Annotated in this window: 12 protein-coding genes; 4 read left to right on the forward strand and 8 right to left on the reverse strand. The window is 68.5% G+C overall.

The annotated features are described in order from the left end of the window. Positions 1 to 132: 132 nt before the first annotated feature. From TFC3_RS19415 to TFC3_RS19440, 6 genes are all read right to left on the reverse strand, one after another. Positions 133 to 1,239, reverse strand: coding sequence for a sugar-binding protein (locus tag TFC3_RS19415; protein ID WP_067501831.1), 1,107 nt, complete (start codon positions 1,237 to 1,239; stop codon positions 133 to 135). 63 nt (positions 1,240 to 1,302) lie between these two features. Further along, entirely contained in the window at positions 1,303 to 2,628 is a 1,326-nt protein-coding gene (mmsB, locus tag TFC3_RS19420; protein ID WP_067501834.1) for a multiple monosaccharide ABC transporter permease, read from the reverse strand. Next, positions 2,625 to 4,172 carry a multiple monosaccharide ABC transporter ATP-binding protein gene (gene mmsA, locus TFC3_RS19425; RefSeq protein WP_067501838.1) on the reverse strand — a complete coding sequence of 516 codons (1,548 nt, stop codon included), beginning with the start codon at positions 4,170 to 4,172 and terminating at the stop codon, positions 2,625 to 2,627. The genes mmsB and mmsA overlap by 4 nt, the downstream gene beginning before the upstream one ends. Positions 4,173 to 4,357: 185 nt before the next feature. Next, the gene (locus TFC3_RS19430; RefSeq protein WP_067501842.1) at positions 4,358 to 6,526 is read right to left on the reverse strand and encodes an MMPL family transporter; all 2,169 of its coding nucleotides are present in this window, start codon (positions 6,524 to 6,526) and stop codon (positions 4,358 to 4,360) included. Between the two features lie 9 nt (positions 6,527 to 6,535). Then, positions 6,536 to 7,072: a TetR/AcrR family transcriptional regulator gene (locus TFC3_RS19435; protein WP_236718206.1), complete on the reverse strand. Its 537-nt coding sequence runs from the start codon at positions 7,070 to 7,072 to the stop codon at positions 6,536 to 6,538. Between the two features lie 70 nt (positions 7,073 to 7,142). Continuing rightward, positions 7,143 to 7,550, reverse strand: coding sequence for a MarR family winged helix-turn-helix transcriptional regulator (locus tag TFC3_RS19440; RefSeq protein WP_067501848.1), 408 nt, complete (start codon positions 7,548 to 7,550; stop codon positions 7,143 to 7,145). A gap of 109 nt (positions 7,551 to 7,659) precedes the next feature. Between TFC3_RS19440 and TFC3_RS19445 the strand changes: the two genes are divergently transcribed. Together TFC3_RS19445 and TFC3_RS19450 are read left to right on the forward strand one after the other, a co-directional pair. Continuing rightward, positions 7,660 to 9,438: an ABC transporter ATP-binding protein gene (locus TFC3_RS19445; protein ID WP_067501851.1), complete on the forward strand. Its 1,779-nt coding sequence runs from the start codon at positions 7,660 to 7,662 to the stop codon at positions 9,436 to 9,438. Positions 9,439 to 9,508: 70 nt separating this feature from the next. Next, the gene (locus TFC3_RS19450; RefSeq protein WP_067501855.1) at positions 9,509 to 10,201 is read left to right on the forward strand and encodes a response regulator transcription factor; all 693 of its coding nucleotides are present in this window, start codon (positions 9,509 to 9,511) and stop codon (positions 10,199 to 10,201) included. On the opposite strand, the gene TFC3_RS19455 is transcribed toward TFC3_RS19450, so the two are convergent. Next, positions 10,187 to 11,623, reverse strand: coding sequence for an NAD(P)/FAD-dependent oxidoreductase (locus TFC3_RS19455; RefSeq protein ID WP_067501858.1), 1,437 nt, complete (start codon positions 11,621 to 11,623; stop codon positions 10,187 to 10,189). The two genes, TFC3_RS19450 and TFC3_RS19455, sit on opposite strands and share 15 nt — an antisense overlap. A 52-nt stretch (positions 11,624 to 11,675) precedes the next feature. Between TFC3_RS19455 and TFC3_RS19460 the strand changes: the two genes are divergently transcribed. Further along, positions 11,676 to 13,178 (forward strand): methyltransferase, encoded by a 1,503-nt coding sequence (locus TFC3_RS19460; RefSeq protein ID WP_067501862.1) that lies wholly within the window; start codon positions 11,676 to 11,678, stop codon positions 13,176 to 13,178. 84 nt (positions 13,179 to 13,262) lie between these two features. Here the strand turns inward: TFC3_RS19460 and TFC3_RS19465 are convergent, their stop codons facing one another. Next, the gene (locus TFC3_RS19465) at positions 13,263 to 14,027 is read right to left on the reverse strand and encodes an endonuclease/exonuclease/phosphatase family protein (RefSeq protein WP_067501865.1); all 765 of its coding nucleotides are present in this window, start codon (positions 14,025 to 14,027) and stop codon (positions 13,263 to 13,265) included. Positions 14,028 to 14,174: 147 nt separating this feature from the next. Here TFC3_RS19465 and TFC3_RS19470 point away from each other — a divergent pair, with 147 nt between their 5' ends. Next, positions 14,175 to 15,578, forward strand: coding sequence for an MMPL family transporter (locus TFC3_RS19470; RefSeq protein ID WP_067501868.1), 1,404 nt, complete (start codon positions 14,175 to 14,177; stop codon positions 15,576 to 15,578). The last annotated feature ends 29 nt before the right edge of the window (positions 15,579 to 15,607 follow it).

The raw sequence follows: 15,607 nt of genomic DNA on the forward strand, positions 1-15,607 counted from the left end.
GGTACACGCGGGGGCGAGGGGGGTGCGAAAGGAGGTGCTGAAAAGCGTGCGAGTGGCGGCTGAACGGCAAAGGGTCCCCGGAGACGGACTCCGGGGACCCAAGGGCCGTCCAGTGGTGCTAGGTGGTGCTGATTACTTGGTGAGCAGCGAGAGCTTGGGGTCGTTCGCGTACGCCTCGGCTGCGTTGTCCTTGGTCACGGCGACCGGCGGGAGCAGGTAGGTCGGGACGACCTTGGTGCCGTTGTTGTAGGACTTGGTGTCGTTGATCTGCGGGTCAGAGCCGGCCTGGAGGGACTTGACCATGTTGATGGTCTCCTTCACCAGGTTGCGGGTGTCCTTGTTGATCGTCATGTACTGCTCGCCCTTCATGATCGACTTGACCGACTCCGCCTCGGAGTCCTGGCCAGTGACGACCGGTACGGGCTTGCCGGCGCTCTTGATCGACTGGATGATCGCGCGGGCCAGGGTGTCGTTCGGCGACAGCACGCCGTCAAGGGTCTTGCTGCCGTAGGTCGAGGTCAGCAGCTGGTCCATGCGGGCCTGCGCACCCTCGGCCTTCCAGCCTTGGATGGCGGTCTGCTTGACGTCCTTCTGACCCGAGCCGACGACAACGTTGCCCTTGTCGATCTCCGGCTTGAGCACGTCCATGGCGCCGTTGAAGAACACACCGGCGTTGTTGTCGTCGGGCGAGCCCGAGAACAGCTCGATGGTGTACGGGCCGGTCGGCTTCTTCTTCTTCATGCCGTCCAGCAGGGCCTGACCCTGAAGCTGGCCGACCTTGAAGTTGTCGAACGCGACGTAGTAGTCGAGGTCGGCGGTGTTGAGGATGAGGCGGTCGTACGCGATGACCTTGGCACCGGCGGCGTGGGCCGCGGCGACCTGGCTCGACAGCTGCGCGGCGTCGGTCGCGCCGATGACGATGACCTTGGCACCCTTGGTCGTCATCGCGGTGATCTGGGCCTGCTGGTCGGCAACCGTGGTCGACGCGCCGGCGTACTGCACGTCGCTCTGGAAGCCGGCCTCCTTGAGACCGCTGGTGAACAGGTCACCGGCGAGAACCCAGTTCTCCGAGGTCTTGGCGGGCAGGGCCACACCGATCAGGGAGTTGGCCGCGAAGCCCTTGGCGTCGCTGCCGCCGCCACTGCTGCTGCTGTCGCCGTCCCGGCCGGAACCACAAGCCGTCAATGCCAGCATCGCGATGGCGCCGACCGCCACCGACTTGCCGAAGAAGTTACGCATGCGGGGGTTAACCCTTCTTCTGAGTTTGATGTTGCAGGGTGAGAGGGGTGGTGGCAGCCGGACTCAGCCGGCCACCGTCGTCTTGGCGGGCGGAGCGCTCGCGTCCGACGGGGTTGCCGGAACCGAAGGTTCGTCCCGGCGGAACGGGCGCATCAGGCTTCCGATGATCGAGAAGCGCCCCTGGCTCTTGTTGTAGACGTCCAGCGCCACCGCGAGCAGCAGCACCAGGCCCTTGATGATCTGCACGCGGTCGGTGCCGACACCGAGCAGTTGCAGACCGTTGTTCAGCACGGCCATGACCAGACCACCGACGATGGAGCCGGAGATCGTGCCGATGCCGCCGGCGACCGCGGCACCACCGATGAACACGGCGGCGATCGCGTCGAGCTCCCAGTTGAGACCGTCCTGGGGGCCGGAGGCGCCGGCTCGCGCCACGTAGATCATGCCGGCCAGCGAGGCCAGGATCGACATGTTCATCATGACGAAGAAGTTGACCCGCTTGAGCTTCACACCGGACAGCTCGGCGGCGCGCGAGTTGCCACCCACCGCGTAGATGTGCCGGCCGCCCGCGGTGTTGCGGGTGTAGAAGGCATACGCGATGACCAGAACGACCATGATGAGACCGGAGATCGGGAAGCTGGTGCCGACCCGGCCGCCGGCGAAGCGCAGCGTCACGAAGATCAGCACGGCGATCATGATGGCCAGGCGCACGATCGAGACCCACAGCGGCGCCGGGTCGGCGTTCATCTCCCGGCGGGTCCGGCGGGCCTGCAGCTCACGCCAGATCACCGCCGCGATCGCGGCGAGGCCCAGCAGCAGCGTCAGGTTGTTGTAACCGGTGTCCGGCCCGACCTCGGGCAGGTAACCGCCACCGATCTTCTGGAAGCCGGCGGGCACCGGGAGGGTCTGCGCGTTGCCGACGAACTGGTTGGCACCGCGGAACAGCAGCATGCCGGCCAGCGTCACGATGAACGCGGGAACCCCGACGTAGGCGACCCAGAAGCCCTGCCAGACGCCGATGGCCGCGCCGATCGCGAGGCCGAACAGGATGGCCACCGGCCACGGGAACGACCACTCGGCCATCGACTTGGCAACCAGGATGCCGGTGAACGCGGCGACCGAGCCGACCGACAGGTCGATGTGCCCGGCCACGATCACCATCAGCATGCCGACGGCCAGGATCAGGATGTAGGAGTTCTGCTGCAGCAGCGCCATCAGGTTGTCGGAGCGCAGCGTCAGGCCATCCCCGAAGCCCACCCCGGCGCGGTTGGCCGTGAGGATCTGGAACAGCAGGACGATCGCCACCAGGGTGAAGATCATCCCGAACTGGCGGGCGTTGGAGGTCTGGCCTCCGAACAGGTTCTTCTGGAGTTCCTTGAATCGGCTCATCGGATCTGCATCTTCTTCGTCGAGGTCATCTGCTTCATGAGGGTTTCCGGGTTCGCCTGCTCGCGGGAGAGCTCGCCGGTGATCTGGCCTTCGAACACGGTGTAGATGCGGTCGCAGAGCCCGATCAGCTCGGGCAGCTCCGAGGAGATGACGATGACGCCTTTGCCCTGCTCGGCGAGCCGCTGGATGATGCCGTAGATCTCATACTTCGCGCCCACGTCGATGCCGCGGGTGGGCTCGTCGAGGATCAGCAGGTCAGGGTCGGTGAACATCCACTTCGCCAGGACGACCTTCTGCTGGTTGCCGCCGGAGAGCTTGGAGACGCCCTCGTGCACGGTCGGCGCCTTGGTGCGCAGTTCCTTGCGGTAGCTCTCGGCTGCCTGGTATTCCTCGGCCTCGTCCAGCACGCCGTGGTGCGTGATCTTCGAGAGCTTGGCGGCGACCGTCGACGTCTTGATGTCGTCGAGCAGGTTGAGCCCGATCGCCTTGCGGTCCTCGCTGACGTAGGCCAGGCCGTGGTGGATGGCGTCGGCGACCGACTTGAGCTTGATCTCCTTGCCGTCCTTGAAGATCTGGCCCGACTCGAAGGCGCCGTAGGAGCGGCCGAAGACACTCATCGCGAGCTCGGTGCGCCCGGCGCCCATGAGACCGGCGAAGCCGACGATCTCGCCGCGGCGCACGGTGAAGCTCTCGTTCTTGCAGACCTGACGCTCGGCGGAGATGGGGTGGCGCACGTTCCAGTTGCGCACCTCGAAGAAGACCTCGCCGATATTGGGTGTGTGATCCGGGAAGCGACTGCTGAGCTCGCGACCGACCATGCCGCGCACGATGCGGTCCTCGTCGACACCGTCGCCCTTGACGTCGAGGGTCTCGACCGTCTTGCCGTCGCGCAGGATCGTGATGGAGTCGGAGATCGCCTCGATCTCGTTGAGCTTGTGCGAGATCATGATCGAGGTGATGCCGCGCTCGCGGAAGCCGCGCAGCAGGTCGAGCAGGTGCTGCGAGTCGGCCTCGTTCAGCGCCGCGGTGGGCTCGTCGAGGATGAGCAGCTTGACGTCCTTGGCGAACGCCTTGGCGATCTCCACGAGCTGCTGCTTGCCCACGCCGATGTCCTTGATCAGCGTGTCGGGGTCCTCGGTGAGGCCGACCCGGGCCATCAGGTCGAGGGCCTGGCGCTGAGCGGCGGTCCAGTCGATCGCGCCCCGCTTGCGGGGCTCGTTGCCGAGGAAGATGTTCTCGGTGATCGACATGTCGGGGATGAGCGCGAGCTCCTGGTGGATGATCACGATGCCGGCGCGCTCGCTCTGCCGGATGTCGGAATACCGGACGACCTCGCCCTGGTAAATGATGTCACCGGCGTAGGTGCCGTAGGGGTAGACGCCGCTGAGCACCTTCATCAGCGTCGACTTGCCCGCGCCGTTCTCGCCGCAGATAGCGTGGATCTCGCCGGCCTTGACCACGAGGTTCACGTCGGAAAGCGCCTTGACGCCGGGGAACTCCTTGGTGATGGAACGCATCTCCAGGAGGATGGGGGCGTTGGTCATCGCACGCACCACCTCACGAGCGTCATGGGTGCCTCCGGAGGGATCGGATTCTTTTGTTGCCAGCGGCAACCTATTCCGATCAGAAGATGATTCGCAAGTTTCGAGATCACCATTGAAGTAACAATCCGGTAATGAAGAACCGGGACGCGCTGGGACGTCCCGGACCTTCTCGCAACTTGACCGGTTCAGGCGTTGACCGGCACTTCCTCACGCCGCGTCACGTCGAGATGGCGCCGAAGGGTCTCACCTTCGATGTCCACGTTCGGTAGCACCCGGTCCAGCCACCGCGGCAGCCACCACGCGCCACGCCCGAGCAGCGACACCACGGCCGGCACGATGGTCATCCGCACGACGAACGCGTCGATCGCGATGCCCAGCGCGAGCGCGAAGCCCATGCTCTTGATGATCGGGTCGTCGATCAGCGCGAACCCGGCGAACACGCTGATCATGATCAGGGCGGCTGCGGTGACCACCCGCGCGCCGTGGCCCATGCCGCTGATGGTGGCCTCCTGCGGGCTTGCGCCGTGCACGAAGTCCTCGCGCATCCGCGAGACGAGGAAGACCTCGTAGTCCATGGCCAGGCCGAACAGGATGCCGATGAGCAGGATCGGCAGGAAGCTGACCAGCGGGCCGGGGGTGTCGAGGCCGAACACGCCAGCCAGGTGGCCCTCCTGGAAGATCCCCACGGTGACGCCGAAGGTGGCGCCCACGGTGAGCAGGAAGCCGAGCGCGGCCTTGAGCGGCACCAGGATCGAGCGGAACACCAGCATCAGCAGCAGCACCGACAGCCCGACGACCAGCACGAGGTAGACCGGCATGGCGTCGGACAGCTTCTCGCTCACGTCGATGCCGACCGCGGTCTGCCCGGTCACCGCCACGTCGGCGCCGGTGAGCGCGTGCGTCTTGTCCCGCACGTCGTGCACCAGCGTCTCGGTGCTCGCAGTGGTCGGCCCGTCCTTGGGGATGATGGCCAGCAGCGCGGTCCGCTTGTCGCGGCTGAAGTTGGGGGCGGTGACGGCCAGCAGGTTGGGCGTGCCCTGCAGCACCTGCACGGCCTGCTGCGCGGTGGCGGCGGTCTGCTGCGCGGAGTCGCTGGAGACCACCAGCGCGAGCCGGCCGTTGAAGCCGGGCCCGAAGCCCTCGCTGATCAGGTCGGCGGCCTCGCGGGCGGGGGTGCCCTCGGCTCCGGCGCTGGCGTCGGGCAGCGCGAGGCGCATGTCGGCGGCGGGCAGCGCCAGCGCGCCCAGGCCCAGGATGCCGACGAGGATCACCGGTACGCGCAGGCGGGTGACGATGCGCGCCCAGCGGAACCCGAAGCCCTCGGTCGCAGCGGCGCGGTTGGTGCGCAGCTTGCGCGGCAGCACCTTGTCGCCGGCGAAGCCGAGGAACGCCGGCAGCAGGGTGATGGCCACGAGAACGGCGACCGCCACGGTGCCCGCGGCGGCCAGGCCCATGATGCTCAGGAACGGGATGCCGACCACCGAGAGCGCGGCGAGCGCGATGATGACGGTCAGGCCGGCGAACACCACGGCGGATCCGGCGGTGCCCACGGCGCGCGCTGCGGCCTCCTCGGGTTCGACCTCTTCGAGCAGGTGCTGGCGGTGCCGCGAGGTGATGAACAGCGAGTAGTCGATGCCGACCGCGAGGCCGAGCATCAACGCCAGCACCGGGGTTACGCTGGTCATCTCGAACAGGCTGCTCAGCGCGAACAGCCCGGCCATGCCCGCCCCGACGCCGATGAGCGCGTTGAGCATGGTCATCCCGGCGGCGACCAGCGAGCCGAAGGTCACCATGAGCACGACCAGCGCGATCACCACACCGATCGCCTCGGTGCCGCCGACCTCGGGGGCGGCGTTGAGGACCTCGCCACCGTGTTCCACGGTGAGTCCGGCCGACTCGGCGGCGGCGCCGCTGTGTTCGTACGCGGAACGCTGATCTTCGGTGATCTCATCGGCGCGAGCGGCGAACTGCACCTGGACCAGCGCATAGCGGGCGTCCGGCGAGAGCGCCTTGGCGGTGAACGGGTCGACGGCACCGACCACACCGGGCAGCGACGACGCCTGCTTGACCAGAGCCTGCACGGCGGTGGTGAGCGCCGGATCGGTCAGCGGCTTGCCTTGCGGGGCCCGCACGACGATGGTGCCGGTCGCGCCGCTGGCCTCGGGGAACTCGTGCTGCAGGGCATCGATCGCGCGCTGCGACTCGGTGCCGGGCATGGTGAAGTCGCTGGAGCTGGTGCCCTTGAACGCCAGTGCGGCGCCGCCGAGAGCGGCCAGCAGCACGAGCCACAGGACCACCACCGTGCGGCGATGGCGGAACGAGGCCCGGCCCAGCCGGTAGAGCAGGGTTGCCATGTCAGATCCTCAATGCATCGGGGGGATGAGTGCTCGCCGGGCGACCCCGGCCAGCGCGGGACGCAGCTCGGCAGCATCACGGTCGTCGTCCATGACCGCGCCGGCGATCCCGCCGAGCAACACCGCCGCGGCGATGGCGTCGCCCGCGTCGGTGGAGCGCCCGGCGAAGGCCGCGCAGAGCCGGTCGGTCAGCGGGCGGACCGCGCTGAACGCCGGTTCTTGCAGGAATTGCGGGATGACGTCGTAGATCAGCGCCACCTCGCGCCGGTAGCGCAGCACGAGGTCGACGAACCCGTCGATCGCGGCGGGCTGCGCCGCCGTGTCGTCGAGGGCGTCGAGGCCGGTGACCAGGTCGGCGAGGGCGTGCGCGGCCGGGGCGACCAGGGCGTGCAGGATCGCGTCCTTGGCCGGGAAGTGATAGAGCAGCGCCGCTTTGGAACAGCCAACCTCGGCCGCGATGTCCTGCAGCGAGGTGCCCTTGTAGCCGCTGTGGCTGAACAGCGCGGCGGCGACGCGCAGAATCTCGTCACGGGTACTGACGCGCATGGCCATGATTGTGCCTGACCGATCGGTCAGATGCTGGCCGATCGGTCAGCACGTGACCCGCATTACATCCTCAGTCGTTGAGCTTGCGCAGGATCCGCGTGAGTTCGGCGCGGTCGGCGGCGTCCAGGACACCGAAGAAACGCTCGGTTTCGGCCTGCCGGGCGGCCTTGATCCGATCCCCCGCCGCGTGCCCAGCCGCGGTCAGCGACACCAGGGTGGCCCGCCGGTCAGCCGGGTCCGGCCCGCGTTCCACCAGCCCGCGATCCTGCAGGTCATCGACGACCTCGGTGGCCGAGCGGGCGGCGATGCGCAGGTGCTCGGCGAGCACGCCCGGACGCAGCGAACCCTCGCGGGCCAGCACCTTGATCGCGCGCGCCTGCGAGGGCGTGACCTGCCCCGGCTCCAGGGCCTCGCGGCCGAGGTGGCGCAGCCGGCGGGCCACGGTCCAGAAGAGCTCGGGAAGCGTGCTGTCGTCCACGGGAATACCGTACCGCCACTTGCTGCTGTTCCCTCATGTTGAGGTAACCTCAGCATCAACGAGATCCCCAGCGGAAGTACGAAGTCCCCCCAGCGGAAGAAGGCTCCATTTGGACACCCCCAAGAAAACCCGTTCTGTCACCGCCGCCGAGAAGAAGCAGGCCAAGGACGTCTCCCTGCGCCGCATCGGACGGCTGTTCACCGCCCACCGCCTGCAGCTCAGCGTCGTCGTGGCGATCATCGTGGCTTCCTCGATCATCTCCATGGCCTCGCCGTTCCTGCTACGCGAGGTCATCGACCACGCCCTGCCGCAGCAGAACCTCACGCTGCTGGTCTGGCTGGTCGCCGGCATGGTCGCGGTCGCCGCGGTCACCTCGGCGCTCGGCGTGATCCAAACCTGGATCTCCACCACCGTTGGCCAGCAGGTCATGCACCGGCTGCGCACCGGCGTCTTCACCCATCTGCACCGTCAGTCGATCGCGTTCTTCACCCGCACCCGCACCGGCGAGGTCCAGTCGCGCATCACCAACGACATCGGCGGCATGCAGTCGGTGGTCACCTCGACCGCTACCTCGATCGCCTCGAACCTGACCACCGCCGTGGCCACCGCGGTCGCCATGGCCGCCCTGAGCTGGCAGTTGTCGCTGGTGTCGCTGGTCGTACTGCCGCCGGCGATCTACCTGTCGCGCCGGGTCGCGCGGATGCGCCGCGAGATCACCGCGCAGCGCCAGCGGGAGCTGGCCGACCTCAACGTCACCGTCGAGGAAGGGCTGTCGGTCAGTGGCATTCAATTGAGCAAGACGATGGGTACGGGCGCAGCCCTCGTTTCCCGCTTCACCGCCTCGTCCCAGCGTCTCATCGACCTGGAGCTGCGCTCGGAGCTCGCCGGGCGCTGGCGGATGGCCTCGATGAGCATCATCTTCGCCGCGATCCCCGCCGTCATCTACCTCAGTGCCGGGCTGCCGTTCACCGCCGCGCACCTGAGCATCGGCACGCTGGTCGCCTTCACCTCGCTGCAGGCCGGGCTGTTCCGCCCACTGATGGGCCTGCTCGGCGTCGGCGTGTCGCTGACCAGCTCGCTGGCCCTGTTCGCGCGCATCTTCGAATACCTCGACCTGCCCGTGGACGTGGACGAACCCGCGCACCCGGCCATCGTCGACCCGGCCGCAATCATGGGTCACCTGCGCTTCGAGGACGTCACCTTCGCCTACCCGGGCAGCGAGACCGCCGCGATCGCCGGGGTGAGCCTGGACGTCCCGGCCGGCACGTCGCTGGCCCTGGTCGGCGAGACCGGCTCGGGCAAGAGCACCCTGGCCGCGCTGGTCGCCCGGCTCTACGACCCCGGCGCCGGGCGCGTCACCATCGACGGCATCGACGTGCGCGACCTGCGCCTGGCCGACCTGGCTGCCATCGTCGGCGTGGTCAGCCAGGAGACGTACCTGCTGCACACCACGGTGCGCGAGAACCTGCGCTACGCCAAGCCGGACGCCACCGACGAACAGATCGAGCAGGCCGCCCGCGCCGCGCACATCCACGACCTGATCGCCGGGCTGCCCGAGGGCTACGACACCGTGGTCGGCTCGCGCGGGCATCGCTTCTCCGGCGGCGAGAAGCAGCGCATCGCTATCGCCCGCACGCTGCTGCGCAACCCGCGCATCCTGGTGCTCGACGAGGCGACCAGCGCGCTGGACAACGAGACCGAGCGGGCCGTGCAGCGCGCCTTCGACGAGCTGGCCCGGGGCCGCACCACGGTCACCATCGCGCACCGGTTGTCGACCGTACGCGACGCTGGGCAGATCGCCCTGGTGGATCACGGCCGCATCCTCGAGTCCGGCACCCACGACGCCCTGGTCGCCAACGGTGGACGCTACGCCGCGCTCGCTGCTTGAGCAGGCGATCACAGCTCATCCATAAGAACCGCTCAGCGCGGTCACAACGCCCGGGCGGAGCATGGTGAGCATGACGATGGTGACCTCGACCGCTCCCGGCAGCCCACCCGGCTGCGCGGAGCGGCCCGCCCGCATCCTGGTGGTGGACGACGAGACGTCGCTGGCCGAGCTGCTCACCCTCACCTTGAGCTATGAGGGCTGGGAGGTGCGCAACGCCCCCGACGGCACGACCGCGCTGGCCACGGCCGCCGTGTTCACCCCGGACGCGGTGCTGCTGGACATGATGCTGCCCGACATGGAAGGCACCGAGGTGCTGCGCCGGCTGCGCGCCGAGTGGCCCGGGTTGCCGGTGGTGTTCCTGACCGCCCGCGACTCCGCCGAGGACCGCGCGGCCGGGCTGCTGGCCGGCGCCGACGCGTACGTGACCAAGCCCTTCGGCCTCGACGACATCGTCACCCGGCTGCGGGTCGTGCTGGGCGCGACGGAACCGGCCGCGCTGATCACCGCGGGAGACCTCGAACTGTCGGTGCGGGACCGCAGCGTACGCCGCGGGGGCGTGATGGTTGCGCTCTCCGGCCCCGAGTTCGAGGTGCTGCACCGGCTGATGGCCGAGCCCGGCGCCACTGTCAGCGCCGCGGACCTGGGTGCCCACCTTCCCGGTGGACACCCCGGCGTGCTCGTCCTGTGCCTCACCTCACTGCGCCGCAAACTCGGCGTCGAGATCAGCTCCGCACCGGAGGGTTACCGGCTAGCGACGCGATGACACGGCGGTGGTCCGCTCGGCTTCCGCCGGCGCCGCCTCGGGCAACGCCCCGTCGGCCGCGGCCTTGGCAGCCTCGGCGGCCTCCAGCGCGCGGCGACGCTCGAACGGGTCACCGTATTCGCGGATCGCCATCCGGGCGTACGACTGCTGGAAGGTGGCCACCCGCTCGGAGCGGCCCCGGCCCAGGAAGCTGACGAACCAGTGCACCACAGCGGTGAACCTGTTCTTGAAGCCGACCAGGTAGAGCAGATGCACCGCCAGCCACATCAGCCAGCCGATGAAGCCGGACAGGTGCACCTTGCCGACGCTGGCCACCGCGTGCAACCGCGACACCGTGGCCATGCTGCCCTTGTCGAAGTACTCGAACTTCTGGCCGGTTTCCTTGTTCTTGAGCCGGCGCTTGATCTGATCCGCTGCGTGCTTGCCGCTCTGAATCGCGACCTGGGCCACCCCGGGCAGCCGGTCCAGGGCCATCATGTCGCCGACCGCGAAGATCTCCGGGTGCCCCGGCAGCGTGCAGTCCGGCTCGACCATGATGCGCCCGGCCCGGTCGGTCTGCGCCCCGGCGGCGGCCGCGAGCTTGCGGGCCAGCGGCGGTGCGGCCACCCCGGCGGCCCACATCTTGGTCATCGACTCGATGCGCTCGTGCCCGCGCTTGGTCTCCACCTCGATGCCGGTGGCGTCCACGTCGACAACCTTGGTCTCCAGCTCCACCTCGACGCCCAGCAGGTGCAGCTGGCGCAGCGCGTGGGTGGACAAGCGGTCACCGAAGGTCTTGAGCACCGCGTCGACCGCGTCGATCAGGATGACCCGGGCCTTGCGGGTGTCGATGTGCTTGAACTGCCCGACCAGGTTGCGGTGGGCCAGCTCGGCGATCTGCCCGGCCATCTCCACGCCGGTCGGGCCGGCGCCGACGACCACGAAGGTCATCCAGCGTTCCTGCTCCGCCGGGTCGCTCTGCAGGTCGGCGATCTCGAACGCGCCGAAGATGCGCGCCCGCAGCTCGAGGGCGTCGTCGATGCTCTTCATGCCCGGCGCGTGATCGGCGAACTGGTCGTTACCGAAATACGACTGGGAGGCGCCCGCGCCCACGATCAAGGTGTCGTAATCCACCTCGTACGAGATGGAAGGTGCTTCGACCTTGACCTTCTTGGCTTCGACATCGACGTCGGTGACCCAGCCGAGCTTGACGTCGACGTTGTCCTGGCGGCGCAGGATCTCACGGATCGGCGGCGCGATCTCGCCCTCGCTCAGGATGCCGGTGGCGACCTGGTAGAGCAGGGGCTGGAACAGGTGGTACGCCGTGCCGTTGATCAGGGTGATGTCGACGTCGGCGTTCTTGAGCGCCTTTGTCGCGAAAAGCCCGCCGAAGCCGGCCCCGACGACCACCACCCGGTGGCGGTGAGCAGTGCGTTCAGCCATTTCCGGGCCTCCGGTCCTCAGCTTGTGCTGTTCGTACGGTATCAACGGATCAATGGAAACTCAGTTCGTGTTGTTCCCTGGACGCCACCATGTACTCACCCGCTTCCAGGCCGGGTACCTGGCAGCTTTCCCGGACGCAACGATCATATGGGCCGTAACGTCGGCCAATCACGCGAACACCAAGCGCAACCCGGTGCCGTTCCACCGCCGCGAAGCCGCAATTGAGCAGCTCAGCGTGCTGAGCGGGTTGCGCTCGCTGGTCGTGCCGATCTTCGACACCGCCCCCACGGACCGCTTCGCCGAGGTCACGCTGAAAAACGTGACAGTTGCCACGGGCATCACGCTGACCCCGCAGAACACGGTAGTGGCGTGCTCTACGCCACAGGTGGCCGCGCTGTACCAGAAGCTGGGATTTCGCATCGCCGGCGTCGAGGCTGAGCAGTCACCCGAGCCGGAACGACCCTGGGACGTCCTGCTGCGTCTGGCCGCCGGCGACGAGAGCTGGCGGGAGCTGGCCCATCCGGCCACCATCGACGTGTTCGACCGCTACCAGCTCACCGAGGCGGTCCGCACTGTCGTCAACGACCCGGTGGTAGGAGACGAGGGTGGTCTGACGCCGACACGCGACTACCGGACGTACGCCGAAGCATTTGCCGACGCCGCCGAGCGCAAGTGGAACCTCGTGCGTGCCCACGTGCGGCCCGGCCGGATCGTCGACATCGGGTGCGGTGCCGCAGCGGTGCTGGAGAAGGCGGACAATGAGCCGTCCCTGCGCGAAAGCGACCTGATCGGCGTCGAAATCGCCCGTCACCTCTACGACGAGTGCGTGCACAAGAAGGCCCAGGGCATCTTCCGCAACGCCAACGTGTACTTCTACCGCCGCAACGTGCTCGGCGGCGCGATCTTCCCACCGCGTTCTGTCGACACCACGCTGACCTTCGCGCTGACCCATGAGATCTGGTCCTATGGCGAACAGTGGTCGTCGCTGCGGGCGTTCGCGCAGGCCATCTACGACCACACCACGCCCGGCGGCGTCTGGATCAACAGCGACGTCTGCGGCCCCGACGGCAAGGACCGCCGCGTGCACCTCACGCTGAGTGCAGAAGACGGTCAAAATCCGGATACGGTACGCCCACAGCTCGCCGATCTGCCCACGACCGAGGTCGCCGAGTACGTCACCGGCTTGTCCCGCCGAGCCCGCCTCGACCAGTTCGCCGCCGACTACCGCTTCCCCGTGCCCTACTCAAGGGTCGGCGACACCACGGTAGAAATGGCGCTGGGCGATGCGATGGACTACCTGACCCGCAAGGATTACCCGGACAACTGGCTCTCGGAGACCCAGGAACAGTTCTGCGGCCTCGAATTCGCCGACTGGAAATCCCTGCTCACCGACATCGGCTTCGAAATCGACCCGGCCTCCCGCACAACCCGCAACGACTGGATCGTGCAGAACCGGCTGGGACCGGTGGCGTCGCTGTCGACGGTGTCGGGGGAAGCGGTGGAGTGGCCGGTGACGCACGTGTTCTTGGTGGCCCGGCGACCCCTGAACACCTGAGCGCGCGGTTACGAAGGCGCGTCATCGGCATGGGCCCGTACGCCACGGATCACCGCGTTGCAACGGCTTGCGGACGCTCTCGAATCACGTCAGGTGCCCGGCCGCGGCGTTCTCGCGCGCCCGCACCATCCCGGCGCCCCTCACCTCGAGCTCCACCCGCACCGGCAGGTGATCCGAGCCCACCCCCGCGGCAACCCCAGCGTTTCGAGCCATCACTCCCGGTCCGGCCAGGACGTGGTCGATCTGGGCGATCGGACGGTACGCCGGCCACGTACGCCCCCGCACCACCGGACGGTAGGGCCCGGCCAGGTACACGGTCGGCCGGCACATGTTCAGGTCACCGGCGATCACCGTGGGCACGGTGCTGTCCAGGGCTGCCAGCAGCCGGCCCAACTGGGCGGGACCGTGCGCGAGCCGGTGCGTCAGGTGAACGTCGACCACCCGCAGCAGCCCGCCGTCCTGCCCCACCGGAAGGTCCGCGATCAATGCCCGGCGGGCACCCACCACATCACCGCGCGCCGCCCCGAGCGACATCGCACTCAGCCCCCGCCACGGCACCCGGCTCATGATCGCCAGCCCCCACGCGCCGGTTTCGGTACCCGGCGCATTGCCGGCCACCCCGAGCTCGGCCAGGGAGCGGCCGGTGATCACGTTGATCTCCGCGTACGCCTGGTAGCCGCAGTCCGTGGCGGCCTGCCGGGCCAGGCTGCGCTCGCCGTCGGGACGCCAGTTCTCCTGTACGACGACGATGTCGGTGTCCAGGGCGGCGATCGCGGGCGTGACGGGGTACGGCAGGCCGTTGTGGTCCAGGCCGCAGTGCAGGTTCAGGCTGGCCAGGGTCAGGCTCACGGGGGTCGCCTCCGTCCGGGATCGCGGTTAGCTGATCTATCGGAAGCGTGCCGGGGGGACCTTTGGAAATCCCGGGTAACAGGAGTGTTGTCGCTGTGCTTCGGATGGCGTGGATCTGGTCTGGCGCGCTGGACGGGTGGTCGCGCTTTGGGTGCCACGTTTCAGACGCAGCCACAGCCGGCGGGGCACGCGTTCTCCATCCCGGGCACCGAGTCGTCGCAGGCGCTCGACGTGATCAGCGACAAGATGGGCGGCGGCGGGAACACCGCCAGCGCCAAGGTCGTGTTCACCGTTCCCGTCGGCACCAAGCTGACCGACGCCGGCCCCAAGGCGGCGGTGGAGAAGGCCGTCGCCGCACTGAAGGGTGCGCCGCAGGTGGCAGCGGTCGCCGATCCGTACGAGGCAAGAACCGTCTCGCCGGACGCCCGGACCGCCTATGCGACAGTGACCTACGCGGTGAGCGCGCCGGACCTGACCGAGCAGGCGAAAGAAGCCCTGATCACGACGGGGGAAACCGCCGGGGCCGGCGGCGTCGAGGCCGAGTTCGGCGGTGACGCCACCCAGGCGGGCTCGGAGGCCGGCGCTACCGAAGGCATCGGCGTGATCGTTGCCGCGGTGGTGCTGCTGGTGACCTTCGGCGCGCTCGTGGCCGCCGGGTTGCCGCTGCTCACGGCCATGATCGGCGTGGGGGTCGGGATGGCCGGCATCCAGATCGCCACCGGCTTCTTCGACCTTTCGTCCTCCACCTCGGCGCTGGCCACGATGCTGGGTCTGGCCGTGGGCATCGACTACGCGCTGTTCATCGTGTCGCGCTACCGCCACGAGCTGACCGAGGGCCGCGACGGGGAGGAAGCCGCCGCCCGCGCGGTGGGCACGGCCGGTTCCGCTGTGGTGTTCGCCGGGTTGACGGTCATCATCGCGCTCGCCGCGCTGGCGGTGGTCGGCATCCCGTTCCTGGCGGCGATGGGCTTCGCCGCTGCGGGAACGGTGGCTGTGGCCGTACTCATCAATCTTTCGCTGTTGCCCGCTCTGCTCGGCTTTGCCGGACGCAAGATCCTGCCCAAGACGCAGCGCCACGCCCCCGGCAAGCATGAACGCGTCGCGCAAACGCCGTTCGGTGAGCGCTGGGCACGCTGGGTTCTCAAGTACCGCGTGCTCGCGCTGATCGTGGCGGTCGCGGCGATCGGGGTCGTGGCAATCCCGGCCACGGACCTGCACCTGGCGCTGCCGGATGACAGCACGGCGGCCGAGGATTCCACCCAGCGCAAGGCGTACGACCAGCTCTCCGCGGGCTTCGGCGCCGGCTTCATCCTGGCCGACGACTCGATCATCAAGTCGCTGGGCTTCGCGCTGGCGTTCGGCGTGGCGGTGGACGCGTTCATCGTGCGGATGACCATCGTGCCGGCCGTGCTGTCGCTGGTCGGCCGGGCGGCGTGGTGGCTGCCCCGCTGGCTCGGCAAACTGCTGCCCAACGTCGACGTCGAAGGCGAGCAGCTCACCAAGAACCTCGGCACCGGACCGGCCGAGGACCGCGAGTTGCAGCACGTCTAGCACCACTGGTTGCCAGCCATCGTTCGCTC

It is taken from the genome of Actinoplanes sp. TFC3, assembly GCF_001553785.1.
In the GTDB taxonomy this organism is placed as follows: Bacteria; Actinomycetota; Actinomycetes; order Mycobacteriales; family Micromonosporaceae; genus Actinoplanes.

Bases quoted from the DNA above. Each gene is read 5' to 3' on its own strand.
- TFC3_RS19435 (WP_236718206.1), bottom strand. From the start codon at position 7,072: ATGCGCGTCAGTACCCGTGACGAGATTCTGCGCGTCGCCGCCGCGCTG.
- mmsA (WP_067501838.1), bottom strand. From the start codon at position 4,172: ATGACCAACGCCCCCATCCTCCTGGAGATGCGTTCCATCACCAAGGAG.
- mmsB (WP_067501834.1), bottom strand. From the start codon at position 2,628: ATGAGCCGATTCAAGGAACTCCAGAAGAACCTGTTCGGAGGCCAGACC.
- TFC3_RS19430 (WP_067501842.1), bottom strand. From the start codon at position 6,526: ATGGCAACCCTGCTCTACCGGCTGGGCCGGGCCTCGTTCCGCCATCGC.
- TFC3_RS19460 (WP_067501862.1), top strand. From the start codon at position 11,676: ATGGAAACTCAGTTCGTGTTGTTCCCTGGACGCCACCATGTACTCACC.
- TFC3_RS19450 (WP_067501855.1), top strand. From the start codon at position 9,509: ATGACGATGGTGACCTCGACCGCTCCCGGCAGCCCACCCGGCTGCGCG.
- TFC3_RS19415 (WP_067501831.1), bottom strand. From the start codon at position 1,239: ATGCGTAACTTCTTCGGCAAGTCGGTGGCGGTCGGCGCCATCGCGATG.
- TFC3_RS19455 (WP_067501858.1), bottom strand. From the start codon at position 11,623: ATGGCTGAACGCACTGCTCACCGCCACCGGGTGGTGGTCGTCGGGGCC.